The 18,352-nt window shown below is 60.4% G+C and carries 19 protein-coding genes; 15 read left to right on the top strand and 4 right to left on the bottom strand.

Annotated features, from left to right (window positions below):
* Positions 1-90: 90 nt before the first annotated feature.
* From epsC to ACYP2A_RS02860, 7 genes are all read left to right on the top strand, one after another.
* On the top strand, positions 91-1,044 hold the full coding sequence (epsC, locus tag ACYP2A_RS02890) for a serine O-acetyltransferase EpsC (protein WP_459742580.1): 954 nt from the start codon (positions 91-93) through the stop codon (positions 1,042-1,044).
* A gap of 205 nt (positions 1,045-1,249) precedes the next feature.
* Complete coding sequence (locus ACYP2A_RS02885) at positions 1,250-3,397, top strand: TonB-dependent siderophore receptor (protein ID WP_459742699.1); 2,148 nt, start codon at positions 1,250-1,252, stop codon at positions 3,395-3,397.
* Between the two features lie 22 nt (positions 3,398-3,419).
* On the top strand, positions 3,420-4,466 hold the full coding sequence (locus tag ACYP2A_RS02880) for a PstS family phosphate ABC transporter substrate-binding protein (RefSeq protein ID WP_459742578.1): 1,047 nt from the start codon (positions 3,420-3,422) through the stop codon (positions 4,464-4,466).
* The gene (locus ACYP2A_RS02875) at positions 4,463-5,476 is read left to right on the top strand and encodes a PstS family phosphate ABC transporter substrate-binding protein (protein WP_459742576.1); all 1,014 of its coding nucleotides are present in this window, start codon (positions 4,463-4,465) and stop codon (positions 5,474-5,476) included. The genes ACYP2A_RS02880 and ACYP2A_RS02875 overlap by 4 nt, the downstream gene beginning before the upstream one ends.
* A 135-nt stretch (positions 5,477-5,611) precedes the next feature.
* Positions 5,612-6,658: a hydrolase gene (locus ACYP2A_RS02870; protein WP_459742574.1), complete on the top strand. Its 1,047-nt coding sequence runs from the start codon at positions 5,612-5,614 to the stop codon at positions 6,656-6,658.
* Between the two features lie 45 nt (positions 6,659-6,703).
* Entirely contained in the window at positions 6,704-7,429 is a 726-nt protein-coding gene (locus ACYP2A_RS02865) for an AzlC family ABC transporter permease (protein ID WP_459742572.1), read from the top strand.
* The gene (locus ACYP2A_RS02860) at positions 7,426-7,740 is read left to right on the top strand and encodes an AzlD domain-containing protein (RefSeq protein WP_459742571.1); all 315 of its coding nucleotides are present in this window, start codon (positions 7,426-7,428) and stop codon (positions 7,738-7,740) included. The genes ACYP2A_RS02865 and ACYP2A_RS02860 overlap by 4 nt, the downstream gene beginning before the upstream one ends.
* 8 nt (positions 7,741-7,748) lie before the next feature.
* Here ACYP2A_RS02860 and ACYP2A_RS02855 read toward each other — a convergent pair whose 3' ends face one another.
* Positions 7,749-8,603, bottom strand: a complete 855-nt coding sequence (locus ACYP2A_RS02855) for a sulfurtransferase (protein ID WP_459742569.1) — start codon at positions 8,601-8,603, stop codon at positions 7,749-7,751.
* A 245-nt stretch (positions 8,604-8,848) separates the two neighbouring features.
* Between ACYP2A_RS02855 and coaD the strand changes: the two genes are divergently transcribed.
* Both coaD and ACYP2A_RS02845 read left to right on the top strand, forming a co-directional pair.
* The gene (coaD, locus tag ACYP2A_RS02850; RefSeq protein WP_459742567.1) at positions 8,849-9,331 is read left to right on the top strand and encodes a pantetheine-phosphate adenylyltransferase; all 483 of its coding nucleotides are present in this window, start codon (positions 8,849-8,851) and stop codon (positions 9,329-9,331) included.
* 97 nt (positions 9,332-9,428) lie between these two features.
* Positions 9,429-9,680: a YfhL family 4Fe-4S dicluster ferredoxin gene (locus tag ACYP2A_RS02845; protein WP_095101006.1), complete on the top strand. Its 252-nt coding sequence runs from the start codon at positions 9,429-9,431 to the stop codon at positions 9,678-9,680.
* A 12-nt stretch (positions 9,681-9,692) separates the two neighbouring features.
* On the opposite strand, the gene ACYP2A_RS02840 is transcribed toward ACYP2A_RS02845, so the two are convergent.
* The 3 genes from ACYP2A_RS02840 to ACYP2A_RS02830 form a co-directional block, all read right to left on the bottom strand.
* Positions 9,693-10,034, bottom strand: coding sequence for a multidrug transporter (locus ACYP2A_RS02840; RefSeq protein WP_459742565.1), 342 nt, complete (start codon positions 10,032-10,034; stop codon positions 9,693-9,695).
* Positions 10,035-10,101: 67 nt separating this feature from the next.
* Positions 10,102-10,914, bottom strand: a complete 813-nt coding sequence (gene mutM, locus ACYP2A_RS02835; protein ID WP_459742563.1) for a bifunctional DNA-formamidopyrimidine glycosylase/DNA-(apurinic or apyrimidinic site) lyase — start codon at positions 10,912-10,914, stop codon at positions 10,102-10,104.
* An 18-nt stretch (positions 10,915-10,932) separates the two neighbouring features.
* Positions 10,933-11,745, bottom strand: coding sequence for an HDOD domain-containing protein (locus ACYP2A_RS02830; protein ID WP_459742697.1), 813 nt, complete (start codon positions 11,743-11,745; stop codon positions 10,933-10,935).
* 226 nt (positions 11,746-11,971) lie between these two features.
* Between ACYP2A_RS02830 and ACYP2A_RS02825 the strand changes: the two genes are divergently transcribed.
* From ACYP2A_RS02825 to ilvD, 6 genes are all read left to right on the top strand, one after another.
* The gene (locus ACYP2A_RS02825) at positions 11,972-12,511 is read left to right on the top strand and encodes a type 1 glutamine amidotransferase domain-containing protein (protein ID WP_459742561.1); all 540 of its coding nucleotides are present in this window, start codon (positions 11,972-11,974) and stop codon (positions 12,509-12,511) included.
* Between the two features lie 81 nt (positions 12,512-12,592).
* Positions 12,593-13,789: a class I SAM-dependent rRNA methyltransferase gene (locus tag ACYP2A_RS02820; RefSeq protein WP_459742559.1), complete on the top strand. Its 1,197-nt coding sequence runs from the start codon at positions 12,593-12,595 to the stop codon at positions 13,787-13,789.
* 377 nt (positions 13,790-14,166) lie between these two features.
* A complete protein-coding gene (locus tag ACYP2A_RS02815) occupies positions 14,167-14,295 on the top strand; it encodes a hypothetical protein (protein ID WP_459742557.1) in 129 nt (42 codons plus the stop codon).
* Positions 14,296-14,366: 71 nt separating this feature from the next.
* Positions 14,367-14,852: a glycine-rich domain-containing protein gene (locus ACYP2A_RS02810; protein ID WP_459742555.1), complete on the top strand. Its 486-nt coding sequence runs from the start codon at positions 14,367-14,369 to the stop codon at positions 14,850-14,852.
* Positions 14,853-14,866: 14 nt separating this feature from the next.
* A complete protein-coding gene (locus ACYP2A_RS02805; protein ID WP_459742553.1) occupies positions 14,867-16,114 on the top strand; it encodes a hypothetical protein in 1,248 nt (415 codons plus the stop codon).
* Between the two features lie 286 nt (positions 16,115-16,400).
* On the top strand, positions 16,401-18,242 hold the full coding sequence (ilvD, locus tag ACYP2A_RS02800; RefSeq protein WP_459742551.1) for a dihydroxy-acid dehydratase: 1,842 nt from the start codon (positions 16,401-16,403) through the stop codon (positions 18,240-18,242).
* Positions 18,243-18,352: the final 110 nt, after the last annotated feature.

Here is an 18,352-nt window from a genome sequence, read left to right as displayed (position 1 = left end):
TTTTTTCAACGCAATTGTTTACCGTAGAGTAGAAGGCCGGCGGCCGCACACACCCGATTGCGTCCCCTTACCGACTCAGGAGAGTTCAGCGTGAGCGATATTCCACAAGGCGCTGCCGACGGCCGCTCCAGCCACTGGCAACTGCAGCGTATCGTCGGTCAGCTGCGCGAGGCGCGTGACGACTGGCGCACCCGTAACCGACGGGTCAGCGGCGAGCATGGCGGTCGCGAACTGCCGTCGCGCGCGGCCATGAGCGACATCATCGAGGCCTTGACCGGGGCATTGTTCCCGATGCGCCTGGGCCCGGTGGACCTGCGTGAAGAAAGCGAAGACTTCTATGTCGGCCACACCCTGGACGTCGCCCTTAACGCCTTGCTGGCCCAGGCCCGGCTGGAACTGCGCTATGTGGCCCAGCAACAGGGCTCGAGCATCGAAGGCATCGATCAGCATGCGCTGCAACTGATTCAGGATTTCGCCATCGCCTTGCCTGGCATCCGCCGGCTGCTCGACACCGATGTGCTGGCCGCCTACCAGGGCGACCCCGCAGCGCGCAGTGTCGATGAAGTGCTGCTGTGCTATCCGGGTATTCTGGCGATCATCCATCACCGCCTGGCGCACCATCTGTACCGTGCAGGTTTGCCGTTGCTGGCGCGTATCAGCGCCGAAATCGCGCATTCGGAGACCGGTATCGACCTGCACCCCGGTGCGCAGATCGGCCCGAGCTTCTTTATCGATCACGGGACCGGTGTGGTCATCGGCGAAACCGCGATCATCGGCGAACGTGTGCGCATCTATCAGGCCGTAACCTTGGGCGCCAAGCGATTCCCGGCAGACGAAAACGGCAATCTGCACAAGGGCCAGGCGCGTCACCCGATCGTCGAGGACGATGTGGTGATCTACGCCGGCGCGACCATTCTGGGGCGCATCACCATCGGCAAGGGCACCACCATCGGCGGTAACGTCTGGCTGACCCGCAGCGTGCCGGCCGGCAGCAACCTGACCCAGGCCAACCTGCTGCAAACCGACGACGGCACCCAGAAGTAAACGCCTGCGCAAAACCGTCGCCAACAAGCAGACACCGCTGACGGCTTTTCCGGCTGAAGGCGGTATCGGTGGTTCGCGGCGTGCCCTCGATCAAACTGTAAATAATTTTCATTTTTATGTGAGGTGTTTGTCCTCGGCGTCCGTGCAGTGAGTGAGAAAAGCAAAAATTGCCCACTTTCACTTCACCGACGAGCAGAGCATCCGCATGAAATCCAGGCAGCCCACCGCATTTGCCCCCCTAACCTGCGCCAGTAGCGTGTTGTTGTTGAGCCTGGCGCAACCGGTGTGGGCTGCCGACCCCGTGGAGCTGGGCGATATCAATATCGACAGTACGCGCCTGAGCCAGACCACCACGCAAAAGAGCCAGACCAGCTACCAGGCCGTGGCCTCCACCGTGGCCTCGCGCACCGAAGCGCCGCTGGTCGAGACGCCGGCGTCGGTCAACGTCGTGACCCAGCGCGCAATTGCCGACCGCAGCCCGCAAAGCCTGGACGAAGCGATCAATACCGTCAGCGGTGTCAAGCAGGGCAACACCCTGGGCGGCACCCAGGACGCGATCATCAAGCGTGGTTTTGGCACCAACCGCGATAACTCGATCATGCGCGACGGCATGCAATCGGTGCAGGCGCGTAACTTCACCCCGACCACCGAGCGCATCGAAGTGCTCAAGGGCCCGGCCTCGATGCTGTATGGCGTGCAGGACCCGGGCGGGGTGATCAACGTGGTCACCAAAAAGCCGCAACTGACCCAGGCCACCTCGGTGTCGGGCTGGGGCACCAGTTTCGGCGGCGGTGGCGGTCAGTTCGACAGCACTGGCCCCTTGGGTGACAGCGGCCTGGCCTACCGGCTGATCTACGACAAGCAAGAGTCCGACTACTGGCGCAACTTCGGCAGCATCGACCAGGAAGTGTTTGCCCCGTCGCTGTCCTGGTTCGGTGAAGACACCACCCTGACCGCCGCCTACGAGCACATGGAATACTCGGTGCCGTTCGACCGTGGCACGCAGATCAACACCAGCACCGGCAAGGTGCTCGACATTCCGCGTAAACGCCGCCTGGACGAGCACTTCAACATCACCACCGGTCGTTCCGATGCCCTGAACCTGACTGCCGAGCATCGCCTCAACGAGCAGTGGACGCTCAAGGCCGGATACGGCTACAGCCGCAACTACTACAACGACCAGCAATCGCGCTATATCTCGGCCAACTTCACCACCGGGCAAGTCACCCGCCGTGGCGACGCGACCCGCGATGCCGAACAGGAAGCCCACACCGCCACGCTTAACGCGCTGGGCAACCTGGAGTTCGCCGGCATGCGCCACGAAGTGCTGGTGGGCGTCGATTACATGAACAACGAGCGGCATCTGGGCGACCTGATCCGCAACGTCAACGACACCGCGTTCAACTACAACAACCCGGTCTACGGTCAGGTACCGACCCCTAGCCGGGTCAGCGCCGCCAACAGCGAGCAGACCGATGAACTGCATACCCATGCACTGTTCATTCAGGACTCGATCCACCTGAGCGACAACTGGATTTTGCAGGCCGGCCTGCGCCATGAGTCGTTCACCGAGCTGACCGGCAAGGGCCGGCCGTTCGTGGTCGGTGCCGATGTCGACCGCAGCAAGACCGTGCCGCGCCTGGGCCTGGTGTACATGATCCAGCCTGACTGGTCGGTGTACGGCAGCTACACCGAGTCGTTCCGCCCCAACACCTCGATCGCCACGGTGATCGGCGACCTGGCGCCCGAAGAAGGCGAGGCCTGGGAAATCGGCACCAAGTTCCAGAACGACTACCTGACCGCCAGCCTGGCGGCGTTCAACATCACCAAGACCAACGTGCAGACCAGCGTCGCCTGCGGCAGCGAAACCTGTACCCGCCTGGGCGGCGAAGCGCGCTCGCGCGGGGTCGAGCTGGACGTGACCGGGCAGATCAACGCCCAGTGGAGCGTGACTGCCAGCTACGCCTACAACGACACCGAATGGACCAAGGACCCGATCCTGCAAGGCCAGCCGCTGGACGCCGTGTCGAAAAACACCGCTGCCCTGTACCTGACCCGCGACTTCGGCCATGTCGGTATCGGCGACCTGCGCGCCGGCTTCGGCGGTCGCTACATGAGCAAGTGGGGCGCCAACGACGGCGCAGGCACCGAGTACTGGCTGCCGTCGGCCAAAGTGGCCGATGCCTTTGTCAGCTACAAGCTCAAGCTCGACCAGAAAGACGTGACCCTGCAACTGAACCTGAAAAACCTGTTCGACGAGACCTATTACGTGTCCAACAGCGGCCTGGGTTCACCGGCGATTGCCATCGGCGAACCGCGTCAGGTGATCGGCAAAGTCACCGTCGCGTTCTAAGTCGCTCAGCAAAGGAATCGTCATGACCACTTTGATGCCCAAGGCCCTGATGGCCGCTGCCTTGCTGCTTGCCTGCCAGTCCGCGAGCGCAGCGGCCCAGGGGCTGGACCCGCAGCTGGAGGCATATAGGCCCCAGCCGGCGGTGTTGCCGGCCCAGGCCCGCTACCTTGATGCCGACGGTGCGATTCGCATCGGCGGCGCCGAACACGTGCGTTACATCGTCGAACGCTTCAATGCCGCGCTGCACACGCACCATCCCGAGTGGCGTTTTGTCGACGAGTCCAAAGGCACCACCAGTGCCGTGCCGCTGCTGACCCACGGCGTGACGCTGTTCGGCGCTATGGGCCGGGAGATCAACCCGCTGGAAATCCAGGCCTACCGCAAGATCGTCGGCAGCGCACCGCTGGAAATCCGTATTGCCCACGCCGCCAACGACACCTCGCAACACCTGGCGACCTCGCTTGCGGTGTACGTCAACCGCGCCAACCCATTGACCCGCATCAGTGCCACGCAGGTCAGCCGGGCACTGAGCATCGGCAACCCGCAAGGCGATCTGTCGACCTGGGGTCAACTGGGCCTGGCCGATGAATGGCGCGAGCGGCGCATTCATCCCTTCGGTACGCCGGAGTTCACCGGCTTCGGCACCTACCTGCAAAGCAACCACCTGAACGGTCGGGCGCTGACGCCCGGTTATGAAGCCTATGGCAATACCAAGGCAATCCTCGCCCGTCTGGCAGCTGACCCGGCAGGCCTGGCGGTCGCCGCCATCGGTCTGGAAAACGCGCAGATCAAGCAACTGCCCATCGTCGATGAGCGCGATGGCAGCCTGAGCACCGGCACGCCGGAGCAGATCCTCGTCGACCGTTACCCTTATGGCCGCTACCTGTATCTGTACCTGCGCCGTGAGCCCGGCAAGGCGGTGGACCCGGTCGCCCGCGAATACCTGCGCCTGGTGCTGTCGCGTGAAGGCCAGCAGATCATCGCCAGCCAGGCCAATGGCTACTTTCCGCTGAGCGCCGAACAGGCCCGGGCCGAACTGGCCAGACTCGATGAGGTGGCAGCGCCATGAACAGATTCTTCAAATCAGGTCTGTGCTTGCTGGCCAGCCTTGCTTGTCTGGGCACCGTACACGCCGAACCACTGAAACCGCCCACCCACGCCAGCTACCTGACCCCCGATGGCGCGATTGCAATCATCGGCAACGATGGCATGCAAACCCTGATCGAACAGCTCAACGCGCTGTTCGTGCGCCAGTATCCGGGCTTTCGCTTTGCCGTGACCGCCAAGGGTTCTTCGGTTGCCCTGCCGGCCCTGACCGCCGGCGCTACCGCCATAGCGCCCATGTCCCGCGAGCCCTGGCTGGGCGACATGAATGCCTTCGTGCAGGTGTTCGAGCGCCAGCCGCTGTCTATCCGCATCGGCTACTCGGGCCATGGTCCGCGCGCCAACGGCAAGACGCCACCTGCGGTGTATGTCCACCCGGACAACCCGCTGGCCCGGCTGGACATGCAGCAACTGGCGAGGATCGTCACCGCCGGCCAGCCACAAGGCGATCTCAATACCTGGGGACAACTGGGCCTGGACGGCGCCTGGAGCCAACGGCGTATCCACGTCTATGGCTTGCGTGACGATGGCGGCTTTGCCACCAACCAGCGTATGGATCGCTTCGGCGGTTACCCGTTTGCCCCGCGCTATGAGGCACTGGACAGCCGAGAGGCGGTGCTTGAAGCGGTGGCCAAAGACCCTTATGGCATCGGCCTGACCGGTTGGGTCGAAGCCGGCAAGATCGCCCCGCAACTGCGCATCGTGCCGCTCGCCAGCAAGCCTGGCGAACAGGCCTATACCCCGGCTCTGGCCGATGTGGCCAAGGGCGCTTATCCGCTGTCGGCGGGGTTGTACCTGCTGGTCAATCACGCCCCGGATCAGCCACTGGCACCGTTTATCAAGCAATACCTGCGCCTGGCCTTGAGCGACGAGGGCCAGGCACTGGTGCGTGCGCAGACCGCTAGCGAAGAAGGCTATGTCCCGCTCAGCGCCCAGGACCTGGCGCTGGAACGGCGCAAACTCGAAGGGCTCTGACGGCCACCGGGCGGTTGCACTGGCAATCGCCCGGTACCGCCTGGCATCGGCACCATTGAGGCAATCAGCCCTTACATCTGACCTGACTTGGTGGCAACGTAGGCAACGACTTTGTCTGGACCGACGATTGACGCCATGCCCTCGCCTTCCTTCCACCCCCTTCACGTCAGCCCCTTCGTGCCCGCCACCGGCCTGGGCAACCCGCACCTGCAAACCTTATGGGGGCCGCTGTTGCGCCGGGGTATGCCGATCGAGCGAACCCGCGAGCGCATGTGGCTGGACGATGGCGACTTTCTAGACCTGGACTGGCATGGCCCGCATCAGCCCGACACGCCGTTGGTGCTGGTGCTGCACGGGCTGACCGGTTCGGCGAACTCGCCGTATGTGGTGGGCTTGCAGCGGGCCATGATGAAGCAGGGCTGGGCCAGCGTGGCGCTCAACTGGCGCGGCTGTTCGGGCGAGCCCAACCTGCGTTCGCGCAGTTATCACTCTGGCGCCAGTGAAGACCTGGCGGCGGTCATCGCCCATCTGCGCGCCCAGCGCCCGCTGGCGCCGCTGTATGCGGTGGGCTATTCGCTGGGCGGCAATGTCTTGCTCAAGTACCTGGGCGAGTCGGGCGACCACAGCCATTTGCTCGGCGCCGTCGCGGTGTCGGTGCCGTTTCGGCTCGACCAGTGCGCCAATCGTATGAGCCAGGGCTTCTCGAAGGTCTATCAACGGCACTTCATGCGCGAGATGCTCGGCTATATCCGCGACAAACAGCGGCGTTTCCAGCATGAAGGGCTCAGCGAAGGCCTGGCTGAGCTGGCCGCCCTCGGCTCACTGGAGAACCTGCGCACCTTCTGGGACTTCGACGGCCGGGTGACGGCGCCCCTGCATGGCTTTGCCGATGCCGATGATTACTACCGGCGCGCCTCGAGCCGCTATTTTCTTGGCCAGATCCGCACGCCGACGCTGATTATCCAGTCGCTCGACGACCCGTTCGTGTTCGCCCACAGCCTGCCGGAGCCTGCGGAGCTTTCGTCGAGCATCGAATTCGAGCTGCAAGCCAGGGGCGGCCATGTGGGGTTTGTCGAAGGCTCGCTGAAAAATCCCCGGTATTATCTGGAGCGACGCATACCGTTGTGGCTGGGTATTGCCCATGAGCGAGACAACCCGTACCCACGAAGCATGACGCGGTAGTGGCAAAAAGCATTAAGATGCGCGGCACAATGAGGTGGTATTCCCATGTCACGCAGTCATCTGTTTTATCGCGGTCTTCGCGACAGTGTGCCGATGCAGGTCGGTATCGCGCCGTTTGGCATTATTTTCGGCACATTGGCCGGGGTTGGCGGGCTTTCGCTGTTGCAGGCGGTGGGCATGTCGGCGCTGGTGTATGCCGGGTCGGCGCAATTTATCGTCATCAGCCTGCTGGGCTCCGGGGCCAGTGCGGCGGTGATTCTGCTGACCACGCTGGTGGTCAACCTGCGCCATGTGCTCTACAGCGCAACCCTGCAACCGCAGGTCAGTGCGCTGCCGCAACGCTGGCGGATTCTGCTGGCGTTCTGGCTGACCGACGAAACCTTTGCCGTGGTGCAGCGCTTCTATCTGGTCCATGGCCGCACGCCGCAGGCGCACTGGTACTGGATGGGCGTGGCCACGGCGCTTTACACCTGCTGGGTCGGCAGTTCGCTGATTGGCGTGTTGTTCGGTCAGGCCGTGCCGGACATGGCCGGCTGGGGGCTGGAATTTGCCATGCTGGCCACGTTCATCGGCATTGTCGTGCCGATGCTGCGCAACCGGCCGCAGATCGCTGCCGCACTGGTGGCCGGCGGGGTTGCCTTGTTGACCTATGAACTGCCCTACAAGCTGGGCCTGATGGCGGCGGCGTTCAGCGGCATCGTCGCTGGCGTGTTGCTGGAACGCAGGCGAACGCCCGCAGGGCAGGGCACTGCAGCCGGGGTGCAGCCATGAGTTTCTGGTGGCTGGTGGCGGCCATGGCCGCGATTACCTTTGTGCTGCGTTACAGCCTGTTCGCCTGGCCGGGCCTGAGTTTTCCGCCGGTGGTGCGCCAGGCGCTGCATTACGTGCCGACGGCGGTGCTGACTGCCATCGTGGTGCCCGGCATGCTGCTGCCCGATGGCCAGAACTGGCAAGTGTCGCTGAGCAACCCTTACCTGTTGGGCGGCATTGCCTGCATTGGCATCGCCGCCCTGACCCGCAACCTGCTGGCGACCATCGGTGGCGGACTGGCGGTGTTTTTTCTGTTGCGCTGGATTCTTTGAATCCCTGATCAGGCGCCGGTCGCCACCTCGCGGCTGGCGTTGGTGATCCATTCGCTCCAGGAACCGGCATACAGTGCGCCCAACGGGTAACCGGCCAACGCCATCGCGAACAGGTTGTGGCAGGCGGTCACGCCAGAGCCGCAATAGGCCACCAGATCGGTGGGCGAGCGGCCTTGCAACGCCTGGGCGAAACGCTCGTGCAGTTGTTCAGCCGGCAGAAAGCGCCCGTCGGCACCCAGGTTGTCGGTGAACGCCAGGCACTGCGCGCCCGGAATATGCCCGGCGACCGGGTCGATCGGCTCGACTTCACCGCGAAAACGAGGTTCGGCACGGGCGTCGATCAGCGTCAGGGACGGGCGCCCCAGACGGCTTTGCAGGCGCTCGGCACTCAACAGCAGCGACATGTCCGGCTCACCGTGGAACTGGCCCGGTTTGTTGCCCGGTGCATCGAGGCTCAGCGGCAGGCCTGCCGCGTGCCAGGCTTTCAGGCCGCCATCAAGCAAGTAAACGCCGTCACGCTTGCCCAGCCACGCCAGCAACCACCAGGCGCGGGCGGCAAAAGCGCCGGGGCCATCGTCGTACAGCACGATGTCGCTGTTATCGTTGATGCCCCAGCCGCGCAGCTTTTCCAGCAACACCTTGGGGTCCGGCAGTGGATGGCGACCAGTCTTGCCCTTGGTCACCGGCCCGCTGAGGTCGCGCTCAAGGTCTGCAAACGAAGACCCGTCGATATGCCCCTGCGCATAGCTGCGTTGCCCGTAATCGGGGTCTTCCAGGGCAAAGCGACAATCGAGGATCAGCAGGTTCGGCGCTTTTTGCCGGGCGGCCAATTCCTGGGGGCTGATCAATTGCGCAATCGGCATAACGAACTCCTGTAGGCAGAAAATCGAACAATCAGGCGGCGCGGCAATGGCCAGCGCCAAGATGCCGAGCATAGGCTGCAGCAAGGGATGACGTCGACTGGCCTTTGGTAGGCCCGCCTTCAAGCACCTTGCCGATGACCGATTATCGGCGCTTGTTACGCAGGTCGAAAGGCTCGCGGCTTGGCCCCTGCAAGCGGCTGCGATACCATCCGGTTCCCTCAACGGATTCCTGACAGGACCGCGCGATGAATAGAGTGTTGTATCCAGGCACCTTCGACCCTATTACCAAGGGCCACGGCGATCTGGTCGAACGCGCCTCGCGCCTCTTCGATCATGTGATCATCGCGGTGGCGGCCAGCCCCAAGAAAAACCCGTTGTTCGGCCTGGAGCAGCGCGTGGAGCTGGCCCGCGAGGTCACCCGCCACCTGCCCAACGTCGAAGTGCAGGGCTTCTCCACGTTGCTGGCGCAGTTCGCCAAGGAGCAGGGCGCCAACGTGTTGCTGCGCGGTCTGCGGGCGGTGTCTGACTTCGAATACGAATTCCAGCTGGCGAACATGAACCGACAACTGGCACCCGACGTCGAAAGCCTGTTCCTGACGCCTTCGGAGCGTTATTCGTTCATTTCTTCGACGCTGGTCCGGGAAATTGCGGCGCTGGGCGGCGATATCACCAAGTTCGTGCACCCGGCGGTGGCCGAGGCACTGAACGAGCGTTTCAAGCGCACGTGAACGGCCGTTAAGCTCAGGGTGCATCCGAAGTCCCAATGCGGCACAATTCGCCGCATTGGTTTTCATGTGCCCGGTACGCCCGCGGCAGGAGCATTGCATGTCCCTTATCATCACTGACGATTGCATCAACTGCGACGTCTGCGAACCCGAGTGCCCCAACGAAGCGATTTCACAGGGCGAAGAGATCTACGTGATCAACCCGAGCCTGTGCACCGAATGCGTCGGCCATTACGACGAGCCGCAGTGCCAGCAAGTCTGCCCCGTGGATTGCATCCCGCTGGATGAAAACCGCGTCGAGAGCAAGGACGAGCTGATGACCAAGTACCTGATCATCACCGGCAAGGCCTGATCGCCTCCCTCATTACTCCTGTTCACCATAACGATCGCCGGTACAGCCCAGGCAGCGCACGAAGGCTGCCTTGGCCGGGTCGACCACCAGCGCCTTGCCGGTGCGGCCGATGCCACCGCCGGTCGCGGTAAAGGGCAGCGCAACCACAAACAATGCAGCCCCGGCCACGGTGGCGGCAATCAGCAGCGGCCGGGCGATCAGCAGGTCGCCGATCATGGCGTAGGCTGGCGGGTTCTGGATTTCGTAGGCCGGGTTGCCTTCGCCCGTAGGGTGATCGAAGCCAGCCATCGCGGGCATGGCCTGCACGCCGATGAACAAGGCCAGGGTAACGGCGAGAATGCGGAACGGGCTCATGCTGGATCCTTCGGCTGTGCGGTTTGAGTGGTTTTAACTATAAACAGCGATAAGGGTTTAACAAGTGTCAGCGCTGACACCTGGGGCAAAACACGCTCGCGCGCTGGCCCAGCTTGACCTCGCGCAGCAGGCTGCCACAGACCTTGCACGGTTGCCCGCCACGGCCATAAGCGAACAGTTCCTGCTGAAAATACCCAGGCTTGCCGTCACCGCCGATAAAGTCGCGCAAGGTGGTACCGCCGCGCTCGATGGCGTGGGCCAGGATGCGTTTGATCTCGACGGCCAGCTTCAGATAACGCGCGCTGGAAATGCTCCCGGCCTCGCGGCGCGGGTCGATGCCGGCGGCAAACAGTGCCTCGGTGGCGTAGATATTACCCACCCCGACCACCACTGCGTTATCCATGATGAACGGTTTGACCGCCATCGACTTGCCACGCGAGCGCTCGAACAGCCGCGCGCCGTCGAACAGATCGGTCAACGGCTCCGGCCCCAGGCGCACCAGCAGTTCGTGGTTGTGCGGGTCCAGGCTCCAGAGCATCGCGCCAAAACGCCGAGGGTCGGTGTAGCGCAGGGCCATTCCCGATTCCAGCTCGATATCCACATGCTCATGCTTGAGCGCCGGCAGCCCGGCTTCGACCAGCCGCAGGTTGCCCGACATGCCCAGGTGGCTGATCAGTGTCCCGGCCTCGGCCTGGATCAGCAGGTACTTGGCGCGACGTCCGACTTCGACAATACGTTGTCCCGACAGGCGCACGTCCAGGTCTTCGGGGATCGGCCAGCGCAGGCGGTGGTCACGCACGATCACGCGGCTGACGCGCTGCCCTTGCAGATGCGGCGCAATGCCCCGGCGGGTGGTTTCGACTTCAGGTAATTCGGGCATGGAAGACTCAGGTGATGATCAGTGTCCGCTCAGTTCGCGGATGCTTTCCTTGAGGTATTCGAAATCGTATTCGGACAACCCGACGTAATCGAGCACCAGCGGGCCGACGGCATCCCACTCGTGATCCTCGTCCTGATTGCCCAGCACGCGGTACGACTGGCAGATATGTTCGGCCATCTTCAGCGGCCCCATCAGGTTCTTGACCGGCGCATTGCGGCTCGAATCGTCCTGGAAGATCGCCAGCGCATTGTGGTGGTTGGCAATCGCCTCACACAGGTGTTCGGGCAAGCGCCACGAGCGCGCGGTGTAATAGCCCACCACCGAATGGTTGGTGTTGAAGGTGTCGTTTTCGGTGTCGACGATCCGCCAGTCGGCGGTGGCGCGCGCGTAGGCACTTTCGAGCACCGGCATGTAGTCGGGAAAGCGCTTGAGCATCAGCGGGATGCCGCAATCGTGAAACAGGCCCAGCGCGTAGGACTCATCCACCGTCTGCGAGCCCAGGCGCTTGGCCAGGGTCAGGCTGGTCATGGCCACATCCTGGGCGCTGTCCCAGAAACGGTTCAGGGTGACGATGGTTTCATCGCTCATCTCGCCCTTGATCGACTGGGCGTTGATCAGGTTGATCACCGTGCGGCTGCCCAGCAGGTTCACAGCCCGGTCAATCGAGGCGATCTTGTTGGACAGGCCGTAATGCGGCGAGTTGACGATCTTGAGCAGCGCCCCGGAAAGCCCCGGATCCTGTGAGATCAGCCGTGCGATCACGCCCAGATCAGGGTCGGGCATGTACTGCTCCATCTGCAGATCGACCAGGATTTGCGGCTGCGGCGGCACACTGATGCCTTGCAAGGCAAGCTGGATCTGCTCTTGGGTCAACTCTGGGGGCATAGATTCTTACTCGGGATCAGACCGGAATTCTGCCCCCTTAATCAGAAACGGTCCATCACCATCCGGTGATTTTCCATGAACTTTGCCGCGCCTCAGGCTTCGGACTCTTTAACGCTAGCGCGACATGACCTCATGCGCCAGCTACCCACCCAAGCTGATACAGGAGACGCCCATGTCCAGTTCCCTGAATGGAAAACGTGTTGCATTTCTGGTGACCGACGGTTTTGAACAGGTCGAGCTCACTGGCCCCAAAGAGGCGCTTGAACAGGCCGGTGCCAAGGTCGAAATCCTGTCGGCCAAGGCCGGCAAGGTCAAAGGCTGGAATCACGATAAACCGGCAGACGACTTCGAGGTGCATCGCACCTTCGTCGAGGCCAAGGATGAACATTACGACGCGGTGGTGCTGCCCGGTGGCGTGCAAAACTCCGACACCATCCGTATAGATGAAGGCGCCCAGCATATCGTGCGACTGATCAATGGCCAGAACAAACCCCTGGCGGTGATCTGCCACGGCAGCTGGTTGCTGATTTCCGCCGAACTGGTCAAGGGCAAGACCATCACCAGTTATAAAACCGTCAAGGACGATCTGGTCAATGCCGGTGCCCATTGGGTCGATGAAGAAGTGGTCACCGACGGCAACCTGATCAGCAGCCGCCAGCCCGATGATATTCCGGCGTTCAACAAGCGCCTGATCGAAGCGCTGTCTGTCTGACACACCACGTTAATTCGCGTCATCCCGGCCCTTGGCCGGGATGACGCGCTATACTCCCGCTCTTTTTTTCGGAGCGACGTCATGTCCCTGCCCAGCCTGCGTCTGAAAGCCAATGCCGACCGTCGCCTTCGTAACGGCCACCTGTGGGTCTACAGCAATGAAATCGACGTGGCCGCCACGCCGCTGAACGCATTTGCAGCCGGCGACCAGGCCGTGCTGGAAGCCGCCAACGGCAAGGCGCTGGGCATCGTCGCCATGAGCCCCAACAACCTGATCTGCGCCCGCTTGCTGTCACGCGACATCAAGCTGCCGCTCGACAAATCGCTGCTGGTGCACCGCCTGAACGTGGCGCTGTCGCTGCGCGAGCGTCTGTTCGACAAGCCGTTCTACCGTCTGGTGTACGGCGACTCGGACCTGCTGCCAGGCCTGGTGGTCGACCGTTTCGACCATATTCTGGTGGTACAGCTGGCTTCGGCGACCATGGAGCAACATAAAGAAGACGTGGTCGCGGCACTGGTGCAAGTGCTCAAGCCCAGCGGCATCCTGTTCAAGAACGACTCCAGCGCCCGCGACGCCGAAGGCCTGAACCGCTACGTCGAAACCGTTTACGGTGCCGTGCCTGAATGGGTCGCGCTGGAAGAAAACGGCGTCAAATTCGAAGCCCCGGTCATGGGCGGCCAGAAGACCGGCTGGTTCTACGACCACCGCATGAACCGCGCCCGCCTGGCCCCTTACGTCAAGGGCAAGCGCGTGCTGGACCTGTACAGCTACATCGGTGGCTGGGGCATCCAGGCCGGCGCGTTCGGCGCCAGCGAAGTGTTCTGCGTCGACGCCTCGGCCTTTGCCCTGGACGGTGTTGAACGCAACGCCGCGCTGAACGGCTTTGCCGAGAAAGTCACCTGCATCGAAGGCGACGTGTTCGAAGCCCTGAAAGAACTCAAGGCCTCCGAAGAGCGTTTCGACGTGATCGTTGCCGACCCGCCGGCCTTCATCAAGCGCAAGAAAGACCTGAAAAACGGCGAAGGCGCCTACCGCCGCCTGAACGAGCAAGCCATGCGCCTGCTCAGCAAGGACGGCATCCTGGTCAGTGCCTCGTGCTCGATGCACCTGCCCGAAGACGACCTGCAGAACATCCTGCTGCAAAGCGCCCGTCACCTGGACCGCAATATCCAGCTGCTGGAGCGCGGCGGCCAGGGCCCGGACCACCCGGTGCACCCGGCGATTGTCGAGACGCGGTATATCAAGAGCATTACCTGCCGGTTGTTGCCTAACAGCTGAATGAGATATAGCTCCCTCTGATTGTTGGAGGGAGCCCGCCTTGCGACCTGTGCGAACTCATATCGCTTATTATCGTCGCCGTCCAGCAGGACGCATCTAAAGTTAAATGTGTTATCAGTAAAAGATAACTGTTTAAAGGCGCCTGTAATAAAAATCCAAACCTGCTTTGTGCCGTATACAAAAGTCACTCACGCACAGACCTTTCTGTATCTAGATCCAAGCACGATTAGAATAAAAATCAGCATAGCTGTAGGACGCATCCTGCGCAGGGTGTCAAAACGGCCTGCAACATCAAAAGCCCTTCTAGTCTCACAGGCAGTAGGGCAGGCGCTATGTTTTTCCCATGGCAAGTACGCCATGCACCCAAAGGAAAAATCATGAAAGCCAGTCCTGTCAAAAAACAACCTTCCCAAAAACTTTCGCCGGAAGCAAAAGCTGTGTTGAGCGAACGCAAAAATATGAGTGCTCAAGGCCATCACTGCCAAGGCGGTGGCGGCTGGCATTAATTAGACCCCTTAGCTAGATATAGTGCGCTGCTAGCACCTAAAGGCAGCGCACTATAGAGGAAAAGAGAATCATGGATAAGAATTATGACGGAATAGTCGATACACTTCCACACATGAGAAGTGCCACAATCCATCAAGAGACAACACTTGAACAGGCGGTGGAATATATAGATAAAATGGACCTGTCCATGATTCATGAAAAACTGTGCTCAGGCGGCAAGCTTTTATGTCGGAAATGGAGTGCAGTAGAAAGCGAGATCGCAATAAACTATTATAAAAATTTTCTTTTTTTAAACAAGAAATACTTAAAGATCTATCCTGTCATTCCTCCGTCACTCGAAGTCGATGAGGTTTGGCATCAGCACATCTTGGACACATTACAGTATTCCAAAGACTGTAATGAAATTTTCGGTCATTACTTTCACCACTATCCCTACTTTGGCATGAGGGGGGTTCAAGATGCTAAAAACCTCAGCACTGCATTTGAAATCACGCAACGCCTCCATCAAAAAGAATTTGGCGGCCCTCTATTATCCATCTGGGAAGATTTGAAATGAAGTATAACGCCTTCATGATCAAATCACTTCCGGCATTTACGTTAAATCGTGCATTTCCTTTACTTGGCGTTTCGTTGATTTTTTCATTGATCGCTCATAAAAACCCAACAGATTTGGCAATCGCCTCTTACCTCTTGGCCTTATTCTCAATCATCTCAGCCATTACATCGATGCTGGTTGCTACATCGGGAAATATCACATCGCTACTAATTAATGAAGAGGCGAAAAAACGTGCTTTCTTCACCGGAGGCTTCACAACAGCACTCTACTTGGCGGCCATCACTCTACTGCTCTGTAGTGTGGCCCTGTTGACGGTTGTCAACTTCTTCAATCTGGATAACATTGAGCTCCATGTTTTTACCGCTTTGGCAATGATATATATACCGGCAACAACATTGCTCCCCCTTAACGTGTTTCTTCAGCTGTTTCACGAAGCCAATAACAAAGCAAGTCACTACTCAAAAATAAAAATCCACATCACATTAGTAGGCTCCATTTTTCTGATAGGTGCCTTCATCTATACGACGGAAGAGAGCTTTATCTACTATGCGGTTTCATATTTTCTCATTACAGAGTCGTTGTCTTTTATATGCCTGGTAATAATGAGCAAAGGTCATGGCTTTATATCAGTTGCCCACGCTCGAATCACCGCCTTTGAGTTGACAAAAAAAGGAATGCCTATAGCCACTGGTATTGCAGGGCAAAAAATCTATTTTTACTTGATCGTGGAACGATTAACGACAAGTAATATTGCACTTGCTGCCCAGTTTTCAGTGCTCATGAATATCATCAATATTATTGCAATCCCTTGCTTGGCACTCAGTCAAGTCCACAGTCTTTATATCAGCAGGCAGGTGGCCAGGCCCGAAACAAGTTATGCAAAGGGATTGGTCTGGGCAACGGCACTGACATTGGCGCTGATGATGTTTTTTTCACCTGTAGGCCATTTCATATTTTCAATGTATGGAAACAATACGCTCAGCTACTCTACAGTGCTTTACCTTGCAATGACGGTCTTCTTGTTCTCCAATGCTTTATTAGCCCTGACCATGGCTCATCTTCGCGCCCACAATGACACTCTGCTTCCACAAATGGCGATCAATATCATTATGCTTGCCGTCGTTACTCCTGTTTTTTATATGCTTTCATGGGAAGCTGGAAGTGTCATCACACTGATCCTGATTCAAAGCGCGGCCATTCTTTTCGGGGCGTATATTCTGCATAAACGAATCACTGTATTTCACAAGCGACACACTCAGTAAAACACTTGAAGATGACGACGGCTTCCCGACTGAAGCAAAGGGCCGCCCCACCAGCCCTGTAAATCGTAACCGGTCAGCCCCACAGATTGTCCGCAACACGCCCCAGAGGTGTAGAATCGCGCCTATTCATCGCCAGTCACCCCCGGCGGGTTTATGAGCTCAGGCCGATTACACGGTGATCCCATGGTAGTCGGTGCCTTCGCAACATCCGGTCACTGCCAGTGTCTGCGGCGCCAATAGAAGCTCACTCCCCTTACTGATTAGCCTGCTTTGCCGGAGTGTTCCAATGCCTGATTATCGTTCCAAGACTTCCACCCACGGCCGCAACATGGCCGGGGCCCGTGCACTGTGGCGCGCCACAGGCATGAAGGATGACGACTTCAAGAAGCCGATCATCGCCATCGCCAACTCCTTTACCCAGTTCGTGCCAGGCCATGTGCACCTCAAGGACCTGGGTCAGCTGGTTGCCCGCGAGATCGAACGCGCCGGTGGCGTGGCCAAGGAATTCAACACCATTGCCGTGGACGACGGCATCGCCATGGGCCATGACGGCATGCTGTATTCGCTGCCGAGCCGCGAGATCATCGCCGACTCCGTGGAGTACATGGTCAACGCTCACTGCGCCGACGCCATCGTCTGCATCTCCAACTGCGACAAGATCACCCCCGGCATGCTGATGGCTGCCCTGCGCCTGAACATCCCGGTGATCTTCGTTTCCGGCGGCCCGATGGAAGCCGGCAAGACCAAGCTGGCCAGCCACGGCCTGGACCTGGTCGACGCCATGGTGATCGCCGCCGACTCGACCGCAAGCGACGAGAAGGTTGCCGAATACGAGCGCAGCGCCTGCCCGACGTGCGGTTCGTGCTCCGGCATGTTCACCGCCAACTCGATGAACTGCCTGACCGAAGCCCTGGGCCTGGCGCTGCCGGGTAACGGTTCGACCCTGGCTACCCACAGCGACCGCGAGCAGTTGTTCCTGCAGGCTGGCCGCACCATCGTCGAGCTGTGCAAGCGTTACTACGGCGAGAACGACGAGTCGGTCTTGCCGCGCAACATCGCCAACTTCAAGGCGTTCGAGAACGCCATGATGCTCGACATCGCCATGGGCGGTTCGACCAACACCATCCTGCACTTGCTGGCCGCTGCCCAGGAAGCCGAGATCGCCTTCGACCTGCGTGATATCGATCGCCTGTCGCGCGTGGTGCCGCAGCTGTGCAAAGTGGCGCCGAACATCCAGAAGTACCACATGGAAGACGTGCACCGTGCCGGCGGTATCTTCAGCATTCTGGGTTCGCTGGCCCGTGGCGGCCTGTTGCACACCGATCTGCCGACCGTGCACAGCCGCTCAATGGAAGAAGCCATCGCCAAGTGGGACATCACCCAGACCAACGATGAAGCGGTCCACCACTTCTTCAAGGCAGGTCCCGCCGGTATCCCGACCCAGACCGCGTTCAGCCAGTCGACCCGTTGGGAAACCCTGGACGGCGACCGCGAGAACGGCTGCATTCGCAGTTTCGAGCACGCCTACTCCAAAGAAGGCGGCCTGGCCGTGCTCTACGGCAACATCGCTCTGGACGGCTGCGTGGTGAAAACTGCCGGTGTCGACGAGTCGATCCATGTCTTCGAAGGCAACGCCAAGATCTTCGAAAGCCAGGACAGCGCCGTGCGCGGCATCCTCGCTGACGAAGTGCAGGCCGGCGACATCGTGATCATCCGTTACGAAGGCCCGAAAGGCGGCCCGGGCATGCAAGAGATGCTCTACCCGACGTCCTACCTGAAGTCCAAGGGCCTGGGCAAAGCCTGTGCCTTGCTGACCGACGGTCGTTTCTCGGGCGGCACCTCCGGCCTGTCCATCGGCCACGCTTCGCCTGAGGCCGCCGCCGGCGGCGCCATCGGCCTGGTACGCGATGGCGATAAGGTGCTGATCGACATCCCGAACCGCTCGATCAACCTGTTGATCAGCGACGAAGAACTCACCGCCCGCCGCGTCGAACAGGATGCTAAAGGCTGGAAGCCGGTCGAAGTCCGTCCACGCAAGGTGACTACCGCCCTCAAGGCCTACGCCCTGCTGGCTACCAGCGCCGACAAGGGCGCAGTACGCAACAAGGCCCTGCTCGACGGTCTGTGAGCGGGTTGTAGCGAATAAAAAAACCGGCGCCTGGCGCCGGTTTTTTATTGGTCGTGCGTCTGGCACGACCCGTAGGAGCGGCCGGGCGGCGCTCCGCTTTAGCCGCGAAT

Source organism: Pseudomonas sp. 3A(2025) (genome assembly GCF_054589175.1).
This window is presented reverse-complemented; position numbering and strand designations above follow the sequence as displayed.